The 23,424-nt window shown below is 38.6% G+C and carries 22 protein-coding genes; 16 read left to right on the forward strand and 6 right to left on the reverse strand.

Going from position 1 to position 23,424, the window contains the following annotated elements; all coding sequences use genetic code 11:
* The first annotated feature begins 11 nt into the window (after positions 1 to 11).
* The 4 genes from bamB (at position 12) to GTK47_RS09370 (ending at position 4,082) form a co-directional block, all read left to right on the forward strand.
* A complete protein-coding gene (gene bamB, locus GTK47_RS09355; RefSeq protein ID WP_165122879.1) occupies positions 12 to 1,184 on the forward strand; it encodes an outer membrane protein assembly factor BamB in 1,173 nt (390 codons plus the stop codon).
* A gap of 119 nt (positions 1,185 to 1,303) precedes the next feature.
* Positions 1,304 to 2,794, forward strand: coding sequence for a ribosome biogenesis GTPase Der (der, locus tag GTK47_RS09360; RefSeq protein WP_075670500.1), 1,491 nt, complete (start codon positions 1,304 to 1,306; stop codon positions 2,792 to 2,794).
* 202 nt (positions 2,795 to 2,996) lie between these two features.
* Positions 2,997 to 3,566 carry a hypothetical protein gene (locus GTK47_RS09365; RefSeq protein WP_165122880.1) on the forward strand — a complete coding sequence of 190 codons (570 nt, stop codon included), beginning with the start codon at positions 2,997 to 2,999 and terminating at the stop codon, positions 3,564 to 3,566.
* A 168-nt stretch (positions 3,567 to 3,734) separates the two neighbouring features.
* A complete protein-coding gene (locus tag GTK47_RS09370; RefSeq protein ID WP_241256092.1) occupies positions 3,735 to 4,082 on the forward strand; it encodes a hypothetical protein in 348 nt (115 codons plus the stop codon).
* 88 nt (positions 4,083 to 4,170) lie between these two features.
* On the opposite strand, the gene hemF is transcribed toward GTK47_RS09370, so the two are convergent.
* Positions 4,171 to 5,079 carry an oxygen-dependent coproporphyrinogen oxidase gene (gene hemF / locus GTK47_RS09375; protein ID WP_165122881.1) on the reverse strand — a complete coding sequence of 303 codons (909 nt, stop codon included), beginning with the start codon at positions 5,077 to 5,079 and terminating at the stop codon, positions 4,171 to 4,173.
* A 133-nt stretch (positions 5,080 to 5,212) separates the two neighbouring features.
* Between hemF and GTK47_RS09380 the strand changes: the two genes are divergently transcribed.
* The 8 genes from GTK47_RS09380 (at position 5,213) to cysM (ending at position 12,736) form a co-directional block, all read left to right on the forward strand.
* Positions 5,213 to 5,650 carry a GNAT family acetyltransferase gene (locus tag GTK47_RS09380; protein ID WP_109401878.1) on the forward strand — a complete coding sequence of 146 codons (438 nt, stop codon included), beginning with the start codon at positions 5,213 to 5,215 and terminating at the stop codon, positions 5,648 to 5,650.
* Between the two features lie 336 nt (positions 5,651 to 5,986).
* Positions 5,987 to 6,604, forward strand: a complete 618-nt coding sequence (locus GTK47_RS09385; protein ID WP_241256093.1) for an RpoE-regulated lipoprotein — start codon at positions 5,987 to 5,989, stop codon at positions 6,602 to 6,604.
* A gap of 120 nt (positions 6,605 to 6,724) precedes the next feature.
* On the forward strand, positions 6,725 to 7,621 hold the full coding sequence (locus GTK47_RS09390) for a Dyp-type peroxidase (RefSeq protein WP_109393003.1): 897 nt from the start codon (positions 6,725 to 6,727) through the stop codon (positions 7,619 to 7,621).
* Positions 7,622 to 7,858: 237 nt separating this feature from the next.
* Positions 7,859 to 8,878 carry a thiosulfate ABC transporter substrate-binding protein CysP gene (gene cysP / locus GTK47_RS09395; RefSeq protein WP_165122882.1) on the forward strand — a complete coding sequence of 340 codons (1,020 nt, stop codon included), beginning with the start codon at positions 7,859 to 7,861 and terminating at the stop codon, positions 8,876 to 8,878.
* A complete protein-coding gene (gene cysT / locus GTK47_RS09400; protein WP_165122883.1) occupies positions 8,878 to 9,711 on the forward strand; it encodes a sulfate/thiosulfate ABC transporter permease CysT in 834 nt (277 codons plus the stop codon). The genes cysP and cysT overlap by 1 nt, the downstream gene beginning before the upstream one ends.
* Positions 9,711 to 10,553, forward strand: coding sequence for a sulfate/thiosulfate ABC transporter permease CysW (gene cysW, locus GTK47_RS09405; RefSeq protein ID WP_165122884.1), 843 nt, complete (start codon positions 9,711 to 9,713; stop codon positions 10,551 to 10,553). The genes cysT and cysW overlap by 1 nt, the downstream gene beginning before the upstream one ends.
* Before the next feature lie 31 nt (positions 10,554 to 10,584).
* Positions 10,585 to 11,673 (forward strand): sulfate/thiosulfate ABC transporter ATP-binding protein CysA, encoded by a 1,089-nt coding sequence (gene cysA / locus GTK47_RS09410; RefSeq protein WP_165122885.1) that lies wholly within the window; start codon positions 10,585 to 10,587, stop codon positions 11,671 to 11,673.
* Positions 11,674 to 11,851: 178 nt separating this feature from the next.
* Complete coding sequence (gene cysM, locus GTK47_RS09415) at positions 11,852 to 12,736, forward strand: cysteine synthase CysM (RefSeq protein WP_165122886.1); 885 nt, start codon at positions 11,852 to 11,854, stop codon at positions 12,734 to 12,736.
* Positions 12,737 to 12,895: 159 nt separating this feature from the next.
* Here the strand turns inward: cysM and crr are convergent, their stop codons facing one another.
* The 4 genes from crr to cysK all read right to left on the reverse strand — a co-directional run bounded on the left by crr (position 12,896) and on the right by cysK (position 16,862).
* Complete coding sequence (gene crr, locus GTK47_RS09420) at positions 12,896 to 13,405, reverse strand: PTS glucose transporter subunit IIA (protein WP_036935451.1); 510 nt, start codon at positions 13,403 to 13,405, stop codon at positions 12,896 to 12,898.
* 49 nt (positions 13,406 to 13,454) lie between these two features.
* A complete protein-coding gene (ptsI, locus tag GTK47_RS09425) occupies positions 13,455 to 15,182 on the reverse strand; it encodes a phosphoenolpyruvate-protein phosphotransferase PtsI (protein ID WP_165122887.1) in 1,728 nt (575 codons plus the stop codon).
* A gap of 137 nt (positions 15,183 to 15,319) precedes the next feature.
* Positions 15,320 to 15,577: a phosphocarrier protein Hpr gene (ptsH, locus tag GTK47_RS09430; RefSeq protein ID WP_006533407.1), complete on the reverse strand. Its 258-nt coding sequence runs from the start codon at positions 15,575 to 15,577 to the stop codon at positions 15,320 to 15,322.
* Between the two features lie 331 nt (positions 15,578 to 15,908).
* Positions 15,909 to 16,862, reverse strand: a complete 954-nt coding sequence (gene cysK, locus GTK47_RS09435) for a cysteine synthase A (RefSeq protein WP_088495073.1) — start codon at positions 16,860 to 16,862, stop codon at positions 15,909 to 15,911.
* 235 nt (positions 16,863 to 17,097) lie between these two features.
* On the opposite strand from cysK, the gene GTK47_RS09440 reads away from it, so the two are divergent.
* Positions 17,098 to 17,628, forward strand: a complete 531-nt coding sequence (locus GTK47_RS09440) for a hypothetical protein (protein WP_165122888.1) — start codon at positions 17,098 to 17,100, stop codon at positions 17,626 to 17,628.
* A 111-nt stretch (positions 17,629 to 17,739) separates the two neighbouring features.
* Here the strand turns inward: GTK47_RS09440 and cysZ are convergent, their stop codons facing one another.
* Positions 17,740 to 18,510, reverse strand: coding sequence for a sulfate transporter CysZ (cysZ, locus tag GTK47_RS09445; protein WP_165122889.1), 771 nt, complete (start codon positions 18,508 to 18,510; stop codon positions 17,740 to 17,742).
* Positions 18,511 to 18,733: 223 nt separating this feature from the next.
* Here cysZ and zipA point away from each other — a divergent pair, with 223 nt between their 5' ends.
* The 3 genes from zipA to GTK47_RS09460 all read left to right on the forward strand — a co-directional run bounded on the left by zipA (position 18,734) and on the right by GTK47_RS09460 (position 23,258).
* Complete coding sequence (zipA, locus tag GTK47_RS09450) at positions 18,734 to 19,762, forward strand: cell division protein ZipA (RefSeq protein WP_165122890.1); 1,029 nt, start codon at positions 18,734 to 18,736, stop codon at positions 19,760 to 19,762.
* Positions 19,763 to 19,817: 55 nt separating this feature from the next.
* Positions 19,818 to 21,845 (forward strand): NAD-dependent DNA ligase LigA, encoded by a 2,028-nt coding sequence (gene ligA, locus GTK47_RS09455; protein ID WP_165122891.1) that lies wholly within the window; start codon positions 19,818 to 19,820, stop codon positions 21,843 to 21,845.
* Positions 21,846 to 22,073: 228 nt separating this feature from the next.
* Positions 22,074 to 23,258 (forward strand): NupC/NupG family nucleoside CNT transporter, encoded by a 1,185-nt coding sequence (locus GTK47_RS09460; RefSeq protein ID WP_069367879.1) that lies wholly within the window; start codon positions 22,074 to 22,076, stop codon positions 23,256 to 23,258.
* Positions 23,259 to 23,424 lie beyond the last annotated feature (166 nt).

Genomic DNA, 23,424 nt, shown 5'->3' on the forward strand with positions numbered 1-23,424 from the left:
GATCTTCAGACATGCAACTGCGTAAAACTCTCCTGGTTGGTTTACTAGCATCTGCTTTGTTGGCAGGATGCTCTAGTGAACAGGATAATGTGACAATGTCTCCATTACCTGAGGTGCAGAGCCAATTTACACCTAGAGCTGTTTGGGACAAATCAGTTGGAAATGGTATTGGTAAATACTATTCTCACTTGTCACCAACATGGGATGGCGCAGTTGTTTATGTCGCTGATCGCCATGGTTTAGTGAAAGCATTAGATGTAGAAAACGGTAAAGAGCTTTGGTCACAAGATCTCTCTATTAAAACGGGTTTTCTTTCATCTAATGAGTCTGCATTACTTTCTGGTGGATTAACCGTTTCAGGTACACGCGTTTTTGTGGGAACTGAAAAAGCGAAAGTATATGCACTGAACACTGAGGATGGCTCCATTGATTGGGAAACAGATGTTGCTGGCGAAGCCATTTCAAAACCTGTTGTTAGTGATGGTTTAGTACTTATTCATACCAGTAATGGCATGTTGCAAGGGCTAGACTTATTAACGGGTGAGATTACATGGACTATTAACTTAGACACTCCATCATTATCTCTGCGTGGCGAGTCTGCTCCTGCTGTCGCTTATGGCGCAGCTATCATTGGTGCAGACAATGGTCGTGTCAGTGCAGTTGTTCTTTCTCAAGGACAATTAATTTGGCAACAAAATATTTCACAAATTAAAGGCTCTACTGAAATTAGCCGATTAAATGATGTGGATATCACACCGATTATTGATGAAAATACCGTTTATGCAATGGCGTATAACGGTAATTTAGTTAGCCTTGATATGCGTTCTGGACAAATCCTCTGGAAACGCGATTTAGGCTCAGTCAATGATATGGTGCTGTTAGGTGATAATCTTTACCTTGTTGACCAAAATGATCGAGTTTTATCTGTTCGTAAATCTGATGGTGTGACATTATGGACACAAGAAGATTTATTGCATCGTAATTTAACTGCACCGGCTATTTTTGATGGCTATTTAGTGGTTGGTGATGCAGAAGGTTATCTCCATTGGATTGATACCAGCACAGGTAAATTTATTGCACAAAACCAAGTGAACAGTTCAGGCTTATTAAGCCGTCCTCAAGCGGTACAAGATAAACTGATGATCCAAGCTCGTGATGGTAAGCTTTATCTTTATAGTCGGTAATTAATTGCTGACAAATCTATTTATTTTACGGCTCCTTTAAAGGAGCCGTTTCGTCTTTTTAGTAATTACATGTAAAATACAATCAGGTTTGTGATTGTATTTTTATGAGGCATCAAAAAATGATACCCGTTATTGCCTTAGTAGGGCGCCCTAACGTGGGTAAATCCACGTTATTTAATCGACTAACACGCACAAGAGACGCATTAGTTGCTGATTTTCCAGGCCTCACCCGTGACCGTAAATATGGTCGAGCAGAGTTAGAAGGCGAAGAATTTATTATTATTGATACCGGTGGTATTGATGGTGCTGAAGAGGGTGTTGAAACCCATATGGCATCACAATCGCTACAGGCTATTCAAGAAGCTGACATCGTACTGTTTTTGGTTGATGCACGTGCGGGTTTGATGCCAGCAGACCAAGGTATTGCAAAACACCTTCGTGGTGTTGAGAAAAAAACGTATTTAGTTGCGAATAAAACTGACGGTATCGATATTGATACTGCATTAGCTGATTTTTATTCTTTAGGTTTAGGTGAGATCTTCCCTATCGCAGCATCTCATGGTCGTGGTGTTGCTCAATTGATTGAACAAGCACTATTACCAATTACAGGTAAAGTGGTGGAAGAAGAGCTAGAGCTAACTGAAGAAGAAGAGAATGCGGCTTATTGGGCTGCCTTAGAAGCAGAACAAGAAGCACAAGCATTAGAAGAGGAAGAAGACGATTTCGATCCTTCTACATTACCAGTAAAATTAGCGATTGTTGGTCGTCCTAATGTTGGGAAATCAACACTGACAAACCGTATGCTTGGTGAAGATCGTGTGGTTGTTTACGATATGCCGGGTACAACGCGTGATAGTATCTATATCCCAATGGAACGTGATGAGAAAGAATATATCATCATTGATACTGCGGGTGTTCGTAAGCGTGGTAAAGTAAAAGAAACAGTAGAAAAGTTCTCTGTTATCAAAACGCTACAAGCTATTGAAGATTCTAACGTTGCATTACTAGTTATTGATGCTCGTGAAGGTATTTCAGATCAGGATCTTTCATTATTAGGCTATATCCTGAATGCAGGTCGTTCATTAGTTATCGCTGTCAATAAATGGGATGGCATGACACAAGACGATCGCGAACAAGTTAAAGCAATGCTTGATCTTAAACTGGGCTTTGTTGACTTTGCGCGTGTTCACTTTATTTCTGCATTACATGGTAGTGGCGTGGGTAATCTTTTTGAATCTATTCAAGAGGCTTATGTCTGTGCAACGCGTCGCGTAGGGACTTCTATGCTGACTCGTATCATGAAGATGGCAGAAGATGATCATCAGCCACCGATTGTCCGTGGACGCCGTGTAAAAATGAAGTATGCACACGCCGGCGGTTATAATCCACCTGTTGTGGTTATCCATGGTAATCAGGTAACGGATTTACCAGATAGCTATAAGCGCTATTTGATGAACTATTTCCGTCGTACTCTACAAGTCATGGGTACACCAATCCGTATTCAATTTAAAGAGGGTGAAAACCCTTATGCGGACAAGAAAAATAAATTAACCGTTTCTCAAATGCGTAAACGTAAGCGTTTAATGTCACACCTGAAGAAATCGAAATAAGTTAATTTAGTACCAAAATAAAAACTGAGTTCAATTTATAATGAACTCAGTTTTTTTATCTCTAAGCATTATTTTTGGCTACTTTCTTTCTATTATTGACGTGCTAACATCGCTAAGATAATTTAGTCTCTATTACTTATTAAAATATTTATCACTGCCAGCTATAAAACTGGTGTTCCTTTCTTATTTTTGAGAAATATCTATGCTTAGATCTATTCTTCTTTTTATTCTTTTGGGATATCAGCATGTTGCTTTTAGTAGCAATGGTTCGGATGATTTTTCTATTGGACTAGTTTCTAATAAAGAAGATGGATTTTTTTTATACACCGATAAAGCGATACTTGCAGGTCAATCAGTTTATACTTGCTTTAATGATCTTTCAGATAAAAACAACGATCGTTGCTTATCATTAGAAGGTGAAGATTTTACCATTTCAGACAAACACAATGTGGTTTATGATCCTGTTGACGATAAAATAACTTATACATTTATTTATAATAAAAAAACGATGCAACTTGCACATTTTATGGATGAATTGTCAGTATCTGTTATTTATCCTAATAATCCTAAGCAAAAAAATACAGTTAAAATCACAGGTGTTTTAAAGCAAATTGAAATTACCTTTAATGAAAACAAAGTGAATATAGCGAATTGCTATAGCTCTGAGGGAATACATATTTATAATAAAGATAATCTGAAAAAATATCACTTATATTATTATTTAGGCTTTGATATTATTTCAGATTGCCCTGATGAATTATTTGAAGAATAAAAATAGCATCATTTAAATAAAGTGTAACTCCTCACTTGATATTGATTTCATTAATTTTTTTAATTTAATTATCATGTAGCGATATGGTTTTCATAAAAACTTAATTTAATTTTTCAAATAATAATTTAAGATGTAATTGATTCCTATTCGTCTTAATGAGCTATTACTTTGAAAAAAACGATCATCATTGCATCAATTTTTATGCTTTCTGCTTGTGCAACACCTGAAAAATGGGAAGCAAACACCAGTACTCCATCCCCTTTAGATATCGCTAAAAATATGTGTATGCAAGAAGCCAATGCGCGATATCCTGCGAGATATGTGGCTTCAAGTCAGCCTTCTTTTGCACCAATGAAAATAAATGGTAAAGATATTTCAAATTCAGGTGCAGGGACATCTTTTCCTTCAGATGCGAATGAATGGCAGCGTAGGGACTATTTTAATACCTGTATGAGAGGAGAAGGGTGGGAAAATAAAAATAAAGTCACAGGGTTACTGGCTTTTTTGTTTAATTGATTTTAGAAAATATTTATCATTAAGTCTCTAGTTTACTCCAGTAAAGCCACATTTATAATGTGGCTTTATCGTTAATAATTTATTTTCTCTATACCCACTCTTTTTGGATCAAAAAATCACTGTATAACTTTGCTTCTGGGGTATTTGGTTCGGGGGAGTAATCATATTCAAAACGGACTAAAGGTGGCATAGACATTAAGATTGACTCTGTTCTACCGCCGCTTTGCAAGCCAAATAATGTGCCTCTATCCCACACTAAATTGAATTCAACATAACGACCACGGCGGTAGAGTTGGAATTGACGTTCGCGCTCTCCCCAAGGCATTGATTTACGCTTTTCAACAATAGGTAAATAGGCATCAAGATAACCAAGTCCTACATGTTGAACAAACTCGAAACAGTGGTCGAAATCTGGGGTATTTAAATCATCAAAGAAAAGGCCACCTACACCACGAGGTTCATTGCGGTGTTTAATATAAAAATAATCATCACACCATTTTTTATAACGAGGGTAATAATCTTCACTAAAAGGTGTACAAACTAATTTAGCAACCTTATGCCAATGAATAACGTCTTCTTCAAATCCATAATAAGGGGTTAAGTCAAAACCACCACCAAACCACCAAACGGGATCTTCACCGTCTTTTTCAGCAATAAAAAAACGGACATTGGCATGAGAAGTTGGAATATAAGGGTTAAGAGGGTGAATAACTAATGAAACACCCATTGCTTGAAAACGCCGTCCTGCCAATTCAGGGCGATGTGCCGTGGCAGATTTCGGTAATGTGTCGCCATAAACATGCGAAAAATTTACGCCAGCTTGTTCAAAAAGAGCGCCATTGGTTAAAACGCGCGTACGACCGCCACCTCCTTCTTTTCTTTCCCAGTTATCTTGCTGAAAAGTGGCTTTTTGGTCTATGTTTTCAAGAGAGCGACAAATCGTATCTTGTAGTGATAGAAAAAACTCTTTAACACGATGAATATCAGGTAAATTCATAATAACCTACAATTTTTATCATATTTATTAAAAATAGAACTCCATATTGTCTATGTTCTCATTTTCAAGTTGATTCATAAACCAAACAAGCGATAATAAATTCAGATTTATATGACCGATAATGGGCAAAACCATGGAAATACGTGTATTTCGCCAAGATGATTTTGAGGCAATTATTACACTTTGGGAGCGTTGCGATTTGATATCGCCTGATAACGATCCTGAAATTGATATTGAAAGAAAATTAAACCACTCACCCGATTTATTTTTGATAGCAGAAGTGGCTGGTGAGATTGTGGGTACTGTGATGGGAGGCTACGATGGTCATCGTGGCTCTTTATACTATTTAGGCGTTCACCCAGACTTTCGAGGAAGAGGCATTGCGAATGCATTGATTTCTCGATTAGAGAAAAAGCTAATAGCGAAAGGGTGTCCTCAAATTACATTAGTTGTACCAGAAGAAAATGATGCAACAATTTGTATGTTTGAGAAGTTGTTGTATGAAGATCAAAATCAAGAAAGTACAACTTATACTAAGCGATTAATTGTTGATCAGGATTTTGATCTTTAATTGTATTTAAAACCCCTGATATCTTTAGGGGTTATTTCTCTTTTTTTTCTATTTATCTCTTTTTTCTTTGTTTCTATTCTTACCTTTGTACCCCTCATTTTATGCGTAAAATCTGATATTACCTTTTTTGTGGAACAAAATGTTCTGTTAATGGTCGTAACTAGGCTTTCTTTTCATGTGGTTATCTAAGATCAAATCAGTAGATATTTTGTTATGCTGACTTAGTGCGACTGTTTTAGCCTGATGATTGAGGTGATACAAAGAGTAAGATAAGGTGTGCTTAATAACCTCAGTATCTATTTTAATGTGTGACGAAAAAGTTTAACGGAGAAACAAATGATGCCTAAATTTTGGTTACCCTTGTGTTTAAGCGCAAGTGTTTTGCTATTAAGTGGCTGTTCATCCATGGGAGGAATGTCTTTTTCTGCACTAAATCCGATGAATTGGTTTTCAAATAATACGCTAACTGTTTCTGCCAATGGATTAGGTGATATCACTAGCTCGACAAAAATAACAGAAAGTGACATAAAAAATGAGCTAGGTGGCAGCTTCAATTATCGTGAAGGTATGGAGATGCAAGGTAGCGATATTATTGTTGTCGTCCAAGCGCTTGAAAATAAGAACGTTCAAGTGGCTTTCTATGGCAAAGAAAAAGGGACAGTTGAAAAAATAGAAGTCTTTGATACCAAAGCAACGACGGATTGGGGCACAACGATGGGTACACCATTTAAAGATATCTATAAAAAAGCATTTGGTGCATGTAGCAAAGGCCCTAAAGATGAAAAACAGAGAACCATTTTATGCCAATCCGCAGAAGCGAAATCAGTGAGTTATGTCTTTAGTGGTCAATGGGATGGCCCTGATGGATTAATGCCTCCTGATGAAGTTTTAGCTAACTGGACATTAACGCAAATTATTTGGCAGAACAAATCACCTTCACGCTATTCCTTATAAAATAAGGAAGATTTTATAATTAGACTGCCCGATTTTTGTTAAAAGGCAAATCTTCAGGAAAAAATATTCGATATAATCTGCATCATTCTAGGTGTTTTGATTATTGATTAGGAAAGCAATATGTCTCATGCACAAAGTGGCATTTTAGTCGCACATAGTAAATTTGGTCTTTTTATCGAAGCAATGGTCATAGGTGAATTAGAAGCTTTGCGTGAAGGATGCCAGAAATTCATGCAATCATTATCTGATTTACAAAAGCAATTTCCTGATGCATCGCTAGGCGCAGTTGTTGCATTTGGCTCTGATCTTTGGAAAAAACTTTCCGATGAAAATAGCGCACCAGAGTTGAAACCTTTTCGCCCTTTAGGTAAAGGATTAGCGCCTGCAACACAGCGTGATCTTCTTATTCATATTCAATCTATGCGTCATGATGTCAATTTCTCATTAGCACAAGCGGCAATTGCAGCTTTTGGTGATGCAATCAAAGTTGAAGAAGAAATTCATGGTTTCCGTTGGATAGAAGAACGTGATTTAAGTGGTTTTATCGATGGTACAGAAAACCCACAAGATGATGAGCGTTATGGCGTTGCACTGATTAATGATGGTGTTGATGCTGGTGGTAGTTATGTTTTAGTTCAACGTTATGAGCACAACCTGAAGAAATGGGCTCGTTTTAGTGAATCGGACCAAGAAAAAATGATCGGTCGTACTAAAAAAGACAGTGTTGAACTTGATGAATCTGAACGTAATGTCACATCTCACGTTTCTCGTGTTGTGATTGAAGAAGATGGCGAAGAGTTAGCTATTCTACGTCACAGCCTACCTTACGGTACTGCAAGCGGTAAACACGGTTTATATTTCTTAGCTTACTGTGGTCGTTTATATAATATCGAACAACAACTATTGAGTATGTTTGGTGAGTTAGACGGCAAACATGATGATCTCTTACGTATGAGCAAACCTGTAACAGGAAGTTATTATTTCGCACCTTCTTATGAAGTATTAAAAGCACTGTAATCATTATCTCGTGCTAAATAGGTTTTTATTAATGAAATGCCTGCTTTAAATGCAGGCATTTTTGTCTGAATTTTTTTCACGTTAATAACAATCGATGCAAATTTAATTAATTAGCCTGAGTTTTATTCAGTTTTAATAGCTTATAGTTATATCAAATAACAAAAGCTAACTACACTGTTATAAATAAAGTCGATAGAGTAACCATTAGAACAAAACTTACAATGATGGGTACTCTTGATGAAGAAAAACACAATTAGAACCTTTGCATTACAAGCAACCGCAGCATTGTCTTTGGTTGTTAGTAGTTATGCTGGGGCTGCTCAATTACTTAATAGCTCTTACGATATTGCAAGAGAGTTATTCACACAGCTAAATAGTGATTTTAAAACGCAATGGGATGCTCAATATCCTGATGATAAGGTCACCATCAAACAATCACATGCAGGCTCATCGAAGCAGGCACTTGCAATATTACAAGGTCTACCCGCAGATGTAGTGACCTATAACCAAGTTACAGATGTACAAATTTTGCATGATAAAGGCAAATTAATTCCTGCTGATTGGCAACAACGTCTTCCTAATAATAGCTCACCTTATTATTCCACTATGGCGTATTTAGTACGCAAAGGAAATCCAAAGAACATTACTTCATGGGAAGATTTAACACGTGAAGATATCAAAGTGGTTTTCCCTAATCCTAAAACCTCTGGCAATGGTCGCTACACTTATTTAGCGGCGTGGGGTGCTTTCGAAAAAGCTTATGGTAATGATGAGAAGACACAGGAAGCGATGAAGAAATTCCTCAAGAATGTTGAGGTATTTGATACAGGAGGACGTGGTGCCACTACCTCGTTTATCGAACGAGGACTTGGGGATGTTCTGATCAGTTTTGAATCGGAAGTTAATAATATTCGTCAACAATATGGCGAAGATGAATATCAAGTTATTGTGCCACCTGTTGATATTTTAGCTGAGTTTCCTGTCGCTTGGATTGATAAAAATATTCAACGTAATGACACTGAAGCTCTGGCAAAAGCCTATCTAAATTATTTATACAGCCCTAGAGCACAAGAGATCATCACGCAATTTAATTATCGCGTAAATGATAAAGCGGTTATGGCGCAAAAATCCGCACAGTTCCCAGCAACATCATTATTTACGATTGAAGAGGTATTTGGTGACTGGAATAACGTGATGAAAACACATTTCACGACAGATGGCATGCTTGATAAGTTGTTAGCGCAAGGACGTCAATAATGTTTACTACAGCCAGCAAACGGGTATTACCAGGATTTGGATTAAGTTTAGGTGGAACACTATTTTACACCTGCTTGATCTTACTGTTACCAATGAGTGCGCTGGTTGTACAACTTTCTGATATGAGTTGGTCTCAGTATTGGGCGGTGATAACGCATCCCCAAATTGTGGCTGCCTATAAAGTCACATTACTCGCAGCAGGCGTTGCCAGTATTTTTAATGCAGTTTTCGGTATGTTGCTTGCGTGGATCATTACTCGTTACCGTTTTCCGGGTAGACAACTGCTTGATGGTTTAATGGATTTACCTTTTGCTTTGCCTACGGCTGTTGCTGGCCTCACGCTTGCGACGCTTTTTTCAACACAAGGCTGGTACGGTTTTGTATTGGATAAATTTGATATCAAAGTTATTAATACATGGATTGGGATAGCTGTTGCGATGGCTTTTACCAGTTTACCTTTTGTTGTAAGAACCGTTCAGCCAGTGCTTGAAGAATTAGGTCCTGAGTATGAAGAAGCGGCTGAAACGCTAGGGGCAAGTCGTTGGCAAACATTTCGTAAGGTTGTATTACCTGAGTTATCACCAGCACTAATCGCGGGAACAGCGCTCTCTTTTACGCGTAGTCTTGGTGAGTTTGGTGCTGTGATTTTTATTGCTGGCAATATTGCATGGCAAACCGAAGTTGTTTCCTTGATGATTTTTATTCGATTACAAGAATTTGATTATCCTGCGGCAAGTGCGGTTGCTTCTGTGATTTTACTTGTTTCATTAGTCTTACTGTTTTCAATTAATGGATTGCAGAGCCGATTTGGACAACGGTTGAGGGGGCATTGATGTCAGATATTATGCAACAACGCTCTGTTTATCGTCGCCAAATAGATTGGGTGAAGTGGGGATTAATCCTTACAGGCGTTGTGTTATCCATTTTATTTTTAGTTGTGCCTATTGCGTGGATCTTTATGACCGCGTTTTCAAAAGGCGTTGAAATATTTACTGAGAACTTATTAGACAGCGATATGTTGCATGCTGTCTGGTTAACCGTACTCATCGCGTTAATCACTGTACCTGTCAATATGTTGTTTGGTGTCAGTATGGCATGGCTTGTCACACGTTTTCGTTTTCCAGGACGCCAACTGTTAATGACATTGATTGATATTCCATTTGCAGTGTCTCCAGTAGTTGCTGGGCTACTTTATCTGCTTTTTTACGGTAGCAATGGATGGGCAGGGCAGTGGTTATCTCAGTATGATATCCAACTGATGTTCTCATGGCCGGGAATGGTATTAGTTACGGTGTTTGTCACTTGTCCTTTTGTAGTGAGAGAGCTGGTGCCCGTGATGATGAGCCAAGGCAGTCAAGAAGATGAAGCCGCCGTGTTATTAGGGGCGAGTGGTTGGAAGATGTTTTGGCGAGTGACGTTACCAAATATTCGCTGGGCATTGTTATATGGCGTGGTATTAACCAACGCCAGAGCCATTGGTGAATTTGGTGCGGTTTCTGTGGTGTCGGGTGCTATTCGTGGAGAAACCTATTCACTACCGTTACAAGTCGAATTATTGCACCAAGATTATAATACTGTTGGTGCATTTACTGCGGCTGCATTACTCGCGATGATGGCAATTTTCACCTTAATGTTTAAAAGTGCATTGCAATGGCATTTAGCGCGTCAGCAATGACATCATTATTTACACAAAGTAGAGGCAAAATATGAGTATTGAAATTAATAGTGTCACAAAATATTTTGATCGCACTGAAGTGTTACATGATGTCACCCTTGATGTAGCTTCAGGTGAAATGGTGGCGTTGTTAGGGCCATCCGGATCAGGCAAAACAACACTTTTACGTATTATTGCAGGGCTTGAACATCAAACCCAAGGAAGTATTCGTTTTGAAGGGCAGGATGTTAGCCGATTACATGCTAGAGATCGCAAAGTCGGTTTTGTTTTTCAGCACTATGCATTGTTTCGCCATATGACTGTTTTTGAGAATATCGCTTTTGGTCTAACGGTATTGCCTCGACGAGAGCGTCCTAACAAGGAAGCTATCCATAAAAAAGTGCAACAGTTGCTAGAGATGATCCAATTACCTCATTTAGCGCAACGTTATCCAGCACAATTATCTGGTGGGCAAAAGCAGCGTGTCGCTTTAGCAAGAGCTTTGGCTGTTGAACCTCAAATTTTATTACTCGATGAGCCTTTTGGTGCTTTAGATGCCAAAGTAAGGACTGAATTACGTCGCTGGTTACGTGAGTTGCACGAAGAGCTTAAATTCACCAGTGTCTTTGTCACTCATGATCAACAAGAAGCGATGGAAGTGGCTGATCGTATTGTGATTATGGGAAATGGTAAAATAGAGCAAGTAGGAACACCACAAGAAGTATGGCAATCACCAAAAAGTCGTTTTGTCTTAGAGTTTTTAGGTGATGTGAATCATCTGCAAGGCGAAATTAATGGCGCTCAATTACAGATTGGCGGATATCACTTGCCATTATCAGTGACACCGCTTTATCAAGGTTCGGTAGATGTATTTTTGCGTCCTTGGGAAATCGCATTAAGTGTACATGCCAATAGTGTTTGCCGATTGCCTGTTAAGGTTATTGAGGTGTCACCAAAAGGGCATTATTGGCAGTTGATTTTACAGCCATTAGGATGGAGTGAAACACCGATTACCGCAGTTTGGAATGATATTTCTTCGGTGCCAACAAAAGGAAATACTTATTATATGGGAGGTGCTCAAGCCCGTTTATATACGGAAGATACTCCCTTAAATACGGTGTCGTTAGCTTATACCGCTTAATTTTATTATTAATCTATCGTTTTATTTCACGATTTTTCACCCATGCTTATTTTTGGCATGGGTGTTTTAGTTTCTATGAAAACAAAGAGGCTTGTCGAATTACGTTAATATTATTGCGTTAATAAGTTAAATGTGATTTCTTCATTAATACAGACAAACAAATGAGCAGGAACTTATTGTGGCAGGGTTAGAACAATTTATTGGTAATACACCATTAGTAAAACTACAACGACTTACACAAGAGGTGGACGCTGAAATCTGGGTTAAGCTTGAAGGCAATAATCCCGCAGGTTCAGTAAAAGACAGAGCTGCATTATCGATGATTGAACAAGCAGAATTACGCGGTGAAATAAAACCGGGTGATACGTTGATTGAAGCAACCAGTGGTAATACAGGTATTGCCTTGGCGATGATTGCAGCGGTAAAAGGTTACCGTTTAAAGCTGTTAATGCCTGAAAATATGAGTAAAGAGCGTCAAGCATCAATGCAAGCTTATGGCGCAGAGCTGATTTTAGTGAGTCGTGAAGTCGGTATGGAAGGTGCGCGAGATCTTGCACAACAGATGGAACAACGAGGTGAAGGTAAGGTATTAGACCAATTTAATAACCCTGATAACCCAAGAGCCCATTTTATTTCCACTGGCCCTGAAATTTGGCAACAAACACAAGGTCGTATTACGCATTTTGTTTCGAGTATGGGAACAACGGGGACGATCACCGGTGTGGGTAGTTATTTAAAAACACAATCTGACAGCGTGCAAATTATTGGTCTTCAGCCTGAGGAAAAAAGTCAGATCCCAGGTATTCGTCGTTGGTCACCGGCTTATTTGCCGGGCATCTTTAAAAAAGAGCTGGTGGATAGTGTGATAGATATGTCACAAACCGAAGCAGAATCAACGATGCGCCTTTTAGCCAAACAAGAGGGTATCTTCTGTGGAGTAAGCTCTGGAGGAGCTGTTGCTGGTGCTCTGCGCGTTGCAAGAGAGAACCCTGGTGCGGTGATTGTTGCGATTGTTTGTGATAGGGGTGATCGTTATTTGTCTACAGGCGTTTACTCGTCATAATTCAAACTGTAGCGTTACTCGTCATACTTCAAGGTGTAGCGTTGTTGAATGAGTTAGAGTATTTTTGGTCTTTGGTCTTTGGTCTTTGGGTTTTTGGTTTTGAATATAAAAAAACCGCCACATATGGGTGGCGGTTTTAATAGAGAATATTATAGAAGATTATTTTTTAATCTGAATAATAACGGTTTCACCAACAGTAACTGGGCCTGTCATTTTGGTTAAACCTTGGATTTCATCCATATTAGAGATAACAACTGGCGTTAAAACTGATTTTGCTTTTTCTTCTAATACAGCCAAGTCAAATTCTAAAATAGTATCACCGACTTTTACTTGCTGACCTTCTTCAGCGATACGCTTAAACCCTTCACCTTTCAGTTCAACAGTGTCGATACCGAAGTGGACAAATAACTCGATACCGTTGTCAGACTCAATAGAGAAAGCATGGTTAGTCTCGAAAATTTTACCGATAGTACCATCGACTGGCGCAACAATTTTATTACCAGCAGGTTTGATAGCAATACCGTCACCTACGATTTTTTCAGCGAAAACAACATCAGGAACATCTTCGATATTGACGATTTCACCAGAAAGTGGTGCAACAATATCAATCGTGCCACTGCCTTTCTTTTCCTCTGAAACCAGTGATTTTAATTTATCAAACAGACCCATGAATCTTCTCCTAATTATTGTAGTTGGGACCGGGCTCTGGCTAATGTGATTAGCACAGTGTCTTTTCTTTAGTAAAAGTTTCTACTAAGTCCATCAATTCTTTTGCAGTTGGCTGAGCAAGTGCTTGCTCTGCTAGTGCTCTTGCATCATCGTAATTCGCATTACGGATCACTTTTTTGATGCGAGGAATTGAAATAGCACTCATACTAAACTCATCTAATCCCATGCCGAGAAGGAGCAATGTTGCTCGTTCATCTCCAGCAAGTTCACCACACATTCCAGTCCATTTACCTTCAGCATGTGATGCATCAATCACCTGTTTTATCAGGTTGAGTACTGCAGGTGACATTGGATTATATAGATGAGATATCAGCTCATTTCCACGGTCTACAGCCAGAGTATATTGTGTTAGATCGTTAGTCCCAATACTAAAAAAGTCAACTTCTTTTGCCATATGACGAGCCATTACTGCTGCGGCTGGGGTTTCTACCATCACGCCGACTTCAATAGATTCATCAAAAGCTTTCTTTTCTTCACGAAGCTGGCTTTTCAGTATTTCAAGTTCTGCTTTCAATGCACGGATCTCTTCAACAGAGATAATCATTGGAAACATAATGCGTAGTTTACCAAAAGCAGATGCTCTTAAGATAGCACGTAATTGCGAATGAAGGATCTCTTTACGGTCAAGACAAATACGAATTGCACGCCAGCCTAAGAATGGGTTCTCTTCTTTTGGTAGGTTCATGTAAGGTAAGTCTTTATCACCGCCAATATCCATAGTACGAATAATGACCGCAGGACTTCCTACAGCTTCAGCTACCGCTTTATAGGCTTGGAATTGCTCATCTTCTGTTGGTAAAGAGTCTCTATCCATAAATAAGAATTCGGTACGATACAGACCAACCCCTTCAGCACCATTACGTTCAGCACCAGCAACATCTCGAACTGTACCAATATTAGCGCAAACTTCGACTTGATGCCCATCAAGTGTAATAGCAGGTAAGTCTTTGAGTTTTGCTAATTCTTCTTTTTCGTGCAGGTACTCTTCTTTGATAGCTTTTAATGTCTCGAGTTCCTCATCTGATGGATTAATAATGATTTTGTTATTAATCGCATCAAGAACGAGATAATCGTCTTTTTTAATGGTTTGTGTCGCATTAGATGTTCCCACAATCGCTGGAATTTCTAATGAACGAGCCATGATCGAAGTGTGAGATGTTCTACCACCTAAGTCAGTGATAAAACCTAATACGTTGTCTAAGCTTAATTGTGCCGTTTCAGAAGGGGTAAGGTCAGTTGCAACTAAAATCACTTTTTCTGAGATAGCGCTTAAATCGATAATTGGCATCTCTAAGATATTGCGCATTAAGCGTTTACCAATATCGCGAACGTCAGCTGCACGTTCTTTTAGGTATTCATCGTCTAGTGCTTCTAATGCAGTTGCTTGATCTTCAATAACAGATTGAACTGCAGCTTCAGCGGTTTTTTTGTCACTTTTGATGAGAGTAACAATTTCTTGTTCTAACTCTTCATCTTCTAGCAGCATGATATGGCCTTCAAAGATTTCGGCTTTATCCGCACCAAGGTTCTTTTCTGCACGCTCTTTAATGATTTCTAGTTGTTGTGCAGATTTGTTACGACCGTCTTTAAAGCGTTCGATTTGATTCTCAATCTCATCACTTTGGATCTTACGTTGGCTAATGATGATAGGTTCTTCTTTGAGGAGAAGGGTTTGACCAAATGCGATACCGGGTGATGCTAAAATTCCTGAAATCATAATTTATCCTACGACTTGCTGGTGATAATCTTAAAAGAATAGGATTGCAAAATACTGTTGTTTTAAAATCATCATTGGGATTAACTCCCCTGAATGGTTTCAGGGGAATAAGTAAGGTGTTAAAGCTTAATCGCGAATTACTCTAATTCCGCCATTAATTTTACTAACGCTTCAACAGCTTGTTTTTCATCTTCGCCTTCAGCAGAGATAGTCACTACAGTACCTTGGGTTAAGCCTAAAGTTTGTAATTTGAAAAGGCTCTTAGCGCTGGCAGATTTACCGCTAGAGATAAGCGTGATATCAGAAGAGAATGTTTTGGCTTCTTTTACAAATTGTGCCGCAGGACGAGTATGTAAGCCGTTTGGTGCTGTAATAGTAACTTCTTGCTGGTACATAGGATTTTTTCCTTTTATAACTCAATTGTTCACATTAAGTCAGGACTTAGTAAGTGTAGATGAATTTGTCCTGCTTTGCGTAGCAATATCAGATAATATTAAGTCGTAAAGCGTCATCTGATAAAAATAGTGTTCAGAAAGATAAAAGAGTTCGTTTTTGTCATCTCGGTTATTTTCTGATTAATTTCGACCTTCGAAATAATTAATTGATTAAATACTAAACTCGAAGAAATAAATCACCTGTCTGGATGACAAACTTTGATCTCTACCACAAAAAAAGCACCATTTAGGTGCTTTTTTAATAAATATTTTACAATTGAGATGATGCGATTTAGCTGTCAGAAATGTCAGCAAAAAGTGGGGTGCTTAAATAACGCTCACCTGATGAAGGTAAAATAACCACGATTTCTTTGTTTGCAAATTCTGGTTCTTTTGCGAGTTTTACTGCTGCCGCAATCGCTGCACCAGAAGAAATACCTGCAAGAATACCTTCTTTAGTCATTAGTTCACGAGCAGTATCAAAGGCTTCTTCGTTAGTGATTTGAATAACACGATCCAGTAACGATAAATCTAGGTTTTCAGGAATAAAACCTGCACCAATACCTTGGATTTTATGTGGACCTGGTTTAATTTCTTCACCTGCTAAGGCTTGTGTAATAACAGGGGAGCCTGTAGGTTCAACCGCAACCATTGTTACCGCTTTACCTTGGGTCTTTTTCAAATAGCGGCCAATACCCGTAATTGTACCACCCGTACCGACGCCAGCAATAACAGCAGCTACTTCACCATCTGTATCATTCCAGATCTCTGGGCCTGTGGTTTTTTCATGGATTTCAGGGTTAGCTGGGTTGCTAAATTGTTGTAGTAAAAGGTAACGTTTCGGATCGCTATCGCGAATTTCATTGGCTTTATCAATAGCACCTTTCATGCCTTTAGCGCCTTCAGTTAGCACTAAATTAGCACCCAATGCTTTGAGTAATTTACGACGTTCTACACTCATGGTATCAGGCATGGTCAGTGTTAATTTGTAGCCACGAGCCGCTGCAACATAAGCAAGAGCAATCCCAGTATTACCACTAGTAGGCTCTACAAGCTCAACGCCTTCTTTAAGAATACCTTTCTTTTCTGCATCCCAAATCATGTTGGCACCGATACGGCATTTTACACTGAAGCTTGGGTTACGAGATTCCACTTTAGCCAGAATGTTACCATTTCCGAAATGCTTTAAGCGAATTAAGGGAGTGTGTCCAATAGTTTGCGAGTTGTCTTCGAAAATCTTGCTCATTTTTATCCTCGGTACATGATTTTTATAAGGTCAGATGAAATTACCATACGCCATCAAGCTAAAGATGGAAATAAGCTTTATGAATATACTTATAACTTTTTCATCTTTTTATTCCAAAAGGTTCTAATCAAGAGTCAGTGAGACGATTCACAAATTAATAAATCAAGAGATGTACAGTATATTGATGGCTGATAATCTATTTTTAACTACGTTTATTGCAAATACAGGGGTCATAATGGAAACCATTGAAGAGTTGATTAGCGCACTTGAACTCGCTGTGCCTGAATTAGACGCGCAAGCTTTGCGTGAAAATTTACCCGAGTCTGATGCTCAAGAAGATGTCCTTAATTGGTTATATGAATCACTCTCAGCTCAAGGATTAATGGACTATGTGGAGTGGACCGAATATTTTGGTGATATTCCTGATTTAAAATCGTTAGAGCAGATCTCTTTGCCTGAATCACCGAGTGCGTTGATTTTATCTCAAGTGGAAAGTATTGATTGGGATGAGGTAAGCGTAGATCCTTATATGTTGCCTTATGAATTACCTTATTTGGAATATATCAACCACTTTTTGACAGAAAAAGGGTTACGGTTAGTGGATCTCACACCGTTTGAAAATGCTTATATTTTCTGTATTCGAGATGATGAAGAAATTATCGAAAAATTAGATGGTGCATTAAATATTTTTGAAATGGGTATTAATGAGCGTGAACCAATGGATAGGGAAGAAACGAAAGACTATATTCGTTCATTAATTGAGTAATCTGGTTAATAATAAATAAAACTTAATCACGTTTTAGAAAAATCATAAAATAAAACCCCGTCTTAATAAAACGGGGTTTTTCACATTTATTGATAAGTGACTAAATTAAGTTTACCACTGCCCATCTTGCACATGTTGTTTACGATAACGATCGCACCACATTGCGGTTGCACCACAAATGGCAACTGGCATGATGACTAAATTTAAAATAGGGATCATAGTAAAAATATTAATAACCATACCAAATTGAAGATTATTCCATTTGTCTTGTTTCAGCGAAGATTTCATCGTTGCAAATGAAATTTTATGGTTATCAAATGGGAAGTCATTATATTGAATTGCCATCATCCAAGCACCAAAAGCAAACCATAAAACAGGGGCAACAGTTTGTCCGATAGCAGGAATAAAATAGAGCAATAACAAGATAATAGCTCGAGGCAAATAATAGGCTATTTTAGTTAGCTCACGCTTTAAAATACGTGGAACATCCTTCAATATACCTGCAACGCCTGTATCTGGTGGTGCAATGCCGGTTATTTGACCTTCTAATTTTTCAGCCAACAATCCATTAAACGGAGAAGCAATAATATTGGCTAAAGTACTAAAGAAATAAGTAAACACCAATAAAATAAAAATAACGGATAATGGCCAGATTAAATAACTTAACCACTGTAACCAATCCGGAACTTTTTCCATCATCCAATTGACCATGCCACCAATTTGACCATATAACCACCAAAAGGCGCTCCCGAGAATAATAATATTGGCAAGTAGGGGTAAGATAACAAAACGTTTTAGCCCTTTGCGTGTAATTAAACGCCAACCAAGAGCAAAATAATGAAATCCATTTAAATTTTTATTCGTTTCTGTCAAATTTGTCATACTTCCTATTCTCTCCAATGAGGGCAAGCTAGTATCATATAGGGAGATAATCAGCCTTACTAGTCATGAATTGTCTAAAAAACGTGCATAAGAGATTGATGCGTGTATCTTTGTGACAAGAAAATTAAGTATTGGCTTGCACTTATGAGCATTGGCAAATACTCTTAGTAAAAAGTAATATTTGCCAACGTGGCTATTAAACCTCAAGACAACAGAGATAGAAATGATGCAGCAAAATTTGCGTCTGATATTAATCGTTGTTGGTGCGATTTTAATCATAGCTTTGTTATTACACGGCTTATGGATTGGTCGAAAAGAGCGTTCTAAGCTTTTTCGTAATCGCCCAGTAAAACGTCAGAAACAGAATTATCAGTCAGATGAGAACGATGACGAACCACAATATGCTGAGGCTAGTCATCAGACATCAACTTTATCCTCTACTGAAAAGCGGGAGAGTGAGCCGCCGATAAAATCGGAGCCTCAACATGAACCCGAAATTTCAGTGGTAGATAGAGATCCATTAATGTCTGAAACCCAAACTAAAGGGAACTCTCACGATACTTCATTACAGCAAGAGCCTAGCCTTGGTGTTTTTGATGTTATTGAAAAAGAGCCTGTACCCATTGTTAGGGATGAGCCAAAACAAGCATCAGTGGTTAATGTTGCGGGTGAAATAAAATCACACGTTAATACAGTAAGCCCATCTGCGAGTTTTGAGCCGTCAACTTCAGAGACAACGGCTCATGTGACTCCTGTTGAAACTGAGGCTTCGCATCATGCTCCGGTTGAAGAGCCGAAAGCTGAATCTGCTCCGCAAGCAACAGAAGCAGAGAAAGAGCTGGTTATTGTTCTAAATGTAAGTGCACATCATGGTCAAATGCTAGATGGTGAAGCATTGATGCAAAGTATCATTCAAGCTGGATTCCAGTTTGGTGAAATGAATATTTTCCATCGTCATCTCAATCCAACAGCGAATGGACCTGTTTTGTTTAGTTTAGCGAATATGGTGAAACCGGGGACATTTAATATTGATACTATGGCTGAATTAACGACACCAGGTGTATCAATGTTTATGATGGTGCCATCTTATGGTGATGCTAACCAAAACTTTAAATTGATGTTACTTACGGCGCAACGTATCGCATCTGATGTAGGTGGTGTTGTGCTGGATGATGAACGTAAACTCTTAACGCCACAAAAAATTGAGATTTATAAATCTAGGATCCGCAGGACGCTGGATTTAAATCAATAGCTTTTGTCTGTAAAAAGCCCCCGCTTGCGGGGGTTTTTCTTCTTTGGTGATAATCATGAATAAAAACACTCAACAAAAAATTGATAAACTTCGCGTTACTCTACGTCACCATGAATATCTCTATCATGTCATGGATGCGCCTGAAATACCTGATGCTGAATACGATCGCTTAATGAATGAGCTAAAAGCATTAGAAGCTGAACACCCTGAATTAATTGCCTCTGATTCGCCAACACAGCGAGTTGGTGCCTTACCTTTGACAGCATTTGAGCAAGTGAGACATGAAATTCCAATGCTCTCTTTAGATAATGCTTTTGATGAAACAAGTTATCTGGCTTTTGATAAGCGTTTACGTGATCGTTTAAAAAATAGTGAAGAGATCACTTTCTGCTGCGAATTAAAATTAGATGGATTAGCGGTTAGTTTACTTTATGAAAATGGAGTATTAGTACAAGCTGCAACGCGTGGTGATGGTACGACAGGGGAAAATATCACAGAGAATGTGAGAACAATTAAAGCCATTCCACTGCGTTTATATGGCGAAGATATTCCTGCTCGCATTGAAATTCGTGGCGAAGTTTTTATGAATGAAAAAGGCTTTGAGTATTTAAACGAGGAAGCGCGACGTACTGGTGGAAAAGTTTTTGCTAACCCTCGTAATGCCGCAGCTGGTTCATTAAGACAGCTTGATCCTCGTATTACAGCAAAACGTCCATTAACCTTTTTCTGTTATGGTGTTGGTGTACTCGAAGGCGGTGAATTACCAACAAGCCACTATGAGCGCCTACAACAATTTAAAAAATGGGGATTACCCGTCAGTGATGCGGTAAAACTTTGCACAGGTAGCAAAGCAGTCCTTGATTTTTATCGCCATGTAGAAGAAATTCGCCCTAATTTAGGTTTTGATATTGATGGTGTTGTTATCAAAGTTGATGATATTGCACTGCAAGAAGAGCTGGGTTTTGTATCAAGAGCGCCGCGTTGGGCTATTGCTTATAAATTCCAAGCTCAAGAGCAAATGACGATTATCAAAGATGTTGAATTCCAAGTAGGCCGTACAGGTGCTATTACACCGGTTGCACGCTTAGAGCCTGTTCAAGTTGCAGGTGTTGTTGTGAGTAATGCAACGTTACACAATGCTGATGAAATTGAACGCCTAGGAATACGTATTGGCGATACCGTGGTCATTCGTCGAGCAGGTGATGTTATTCCTCAGGTTGTCAGTGTGATTGAAGAAAAACGACCTGATGATGCTCAAGAAATTATCTTTCCAACACATTGTCCTATTTGTGATTCTGATGTTGAACGCATTGAAGGTGAAGCTGTTGCTCGATGCACTGGTGGCTTAATTTGTGGAGCACAACGTAAAGAAGCGCTTAAACATTTTGTTTCACGTCGTGCTATGGATGTGGATGGAATGGGCGATAAAATTATCGACCAGTTGGTTGAGAAAGAATATGTCAAAACACCTGCTGACCTCTTCCGTTTAGATGAAAAAATCCTGTCTGGTTTAGAGCGAATGGGCGAAAAATCAGCTAAAAAATTGATCACGGCTTTAGATAAGGCTAAATCAACGACATTTGCACGTTTCATTTATGCACTGGGTATTCGAGAAGTGGGTGAAGCAACCGCCAGTGGATTAACAACACATTTCTCAACACTTGATGCATTACGAAATGCAGATGTTGAAGCACTAAAATCCGTTCCTGATGTGGGCGATGTTGTGGCTAAGCATGTCGTTAATTTCTTCCAAGAAGAACACAATAGAACGGTTATTGATCAATTGATCAATGATGCCGGTATTACATGGCAAGCGCCTGTTATTGTGACTCATGAAGCGGGTGATAATCCTTTTGCGGGTAAAACCGTTGTGTTAACTGGGTCACTTTCACAGTTAACGCGTGATGAAGCAAAAGACAGATTAGTTGCATTAGGTGCAAAAGTGAGCGGAAGTGTTTCTAAAAAAACCGACATGGTAATTGCCGGTGAAGCGGCAGGCTCTAAGTTAGTGAAAGCTAATGAATTAGGGATAACCGTTATCGATGAAGATGAAATGATACGATTACTTGATCAATCGAAATAATCATTCTACTATTTAATAAATGCTACTGGGAGAACTTTCTCAGTAGCATTTTTACTTAAACTAAATTTACATTTAATGTTTCTTAAGTAACTTCCAAAGTGTGATCAACTTATCTTATTTAATAAATAGTGTGTATGCGGTTTCATGAGATTGTGACAATAGTCACATCCTAATGTTACGCGTTACATAAAATGCTCTACAAGATTTATTTTTATTTTTGGAGCATGCATGTCCTCTATCATTCACTTCGTTTTAGCACTCGCCGTTATTGGCGCATTAGCATTCGTTGCGAGTAACAACCGCAAAGGGATCCGTCTGCGTTATATCGTGCAGTTATTAGTTATTGAAATCGCATTAGCATGGTTCTTCCTTAACTCTGATGTTGGTGAAGGCTTTGTTCGTGGCTTCGCTGGATTATTTGATCACTTATTAGGTTATGCTGCACAAGGTACTGAATTCGTATTCGGTGGCATGATGAAAGGTGGTTTAGCATTCTTCTTCCTGAATGTTTTATGTCCGATTATCTTTATTTCTGCATTAATTGGTATTCTTCAACATATCAAAGTATTACCTTTCGTGATCCGCATTATCGGTACTGTGCTTTCTAAAGTGAACGGTATGGGGAAACTGGAATCATTCAACGCAGTGAGCTCACTGGTTCTTGGTCAATCAGAGAACTTTATTGCCTATAAAGATGTTTTAGGCAAAATGTCTCAGCGTCGTATGTACACCATGGCTGCAACAGCAATGTCGACAGTATCAATGTCGATTGTTGGTGCATACATGACAATGTTAGATCCAAAATACGTTGTTGCTGCTCTAGTACTGAATATGTTCAGTACCTTTATCGTCCTTTCTGTGATTAACCCATACTCTGTTGAAAATGAAGAAGAGATCCAAATGGGTAATCTGCATGAAGGTCAAAGCTTCTTTGAAATGTTAGGTGAATACATCTTAGCAGGTTTCAAAGTTGCATTAATCGTTGCGGCAATGCTGATTGGTTTCATTGCATTAATCGCTGCTGTGAATGCGATTTTCAGCATGATTTTCGGTATTAGCTTCCAAGATTGCTTAGGTTACGTATTCTATCCATTAGCATGGGTAATTGGTGTACCAGAGCAAGATGCATTACGTGTTGGTAGTGTTATGGCAACTAAATTAGTGTCTAACGAATTCGTTGCAATGGGTAGCTTACAAGATATCGCTGCGGAAATTTCACCACGCTCTGTAGGTATCTTATCTGTATTCTTAGTTTCATTTGCTAACTTCTCTTCAATCGGGATTGTTGCAGGTGCGATTAAAGGTCTAAACGAAGTACAAGGTAACGTTGTTTCTCGTTTCGGTCTGAAATTACTATTCGGTTCTACATTAGTTAGCTTCTTATCAGCAGCTATCGCAGGTCTGTTTGTTTAATCTCTGAAGATAAAACAGATAGCATGTGAATAAAATAATAATGTAAACAGAGTTACTTGTTAATCAAGTAACAGAAAATCAAGCAGTACCTCCGGGTACTGCTTTTTTTATCTTTAAATTACCCTATAATCGGTTTTATCCCTTCAATGACAACGTGGTAAAGAAC

Source organism: Proteus sp. ZN5 (assembly GCF_011046025.1).
In the GTDB taxonomy this organism is placed as follows: Bacteria; Pseudomonadota; Gammaproteobacteria; order Enterobacterales; family Enterobacteriaceae; genus Proteus.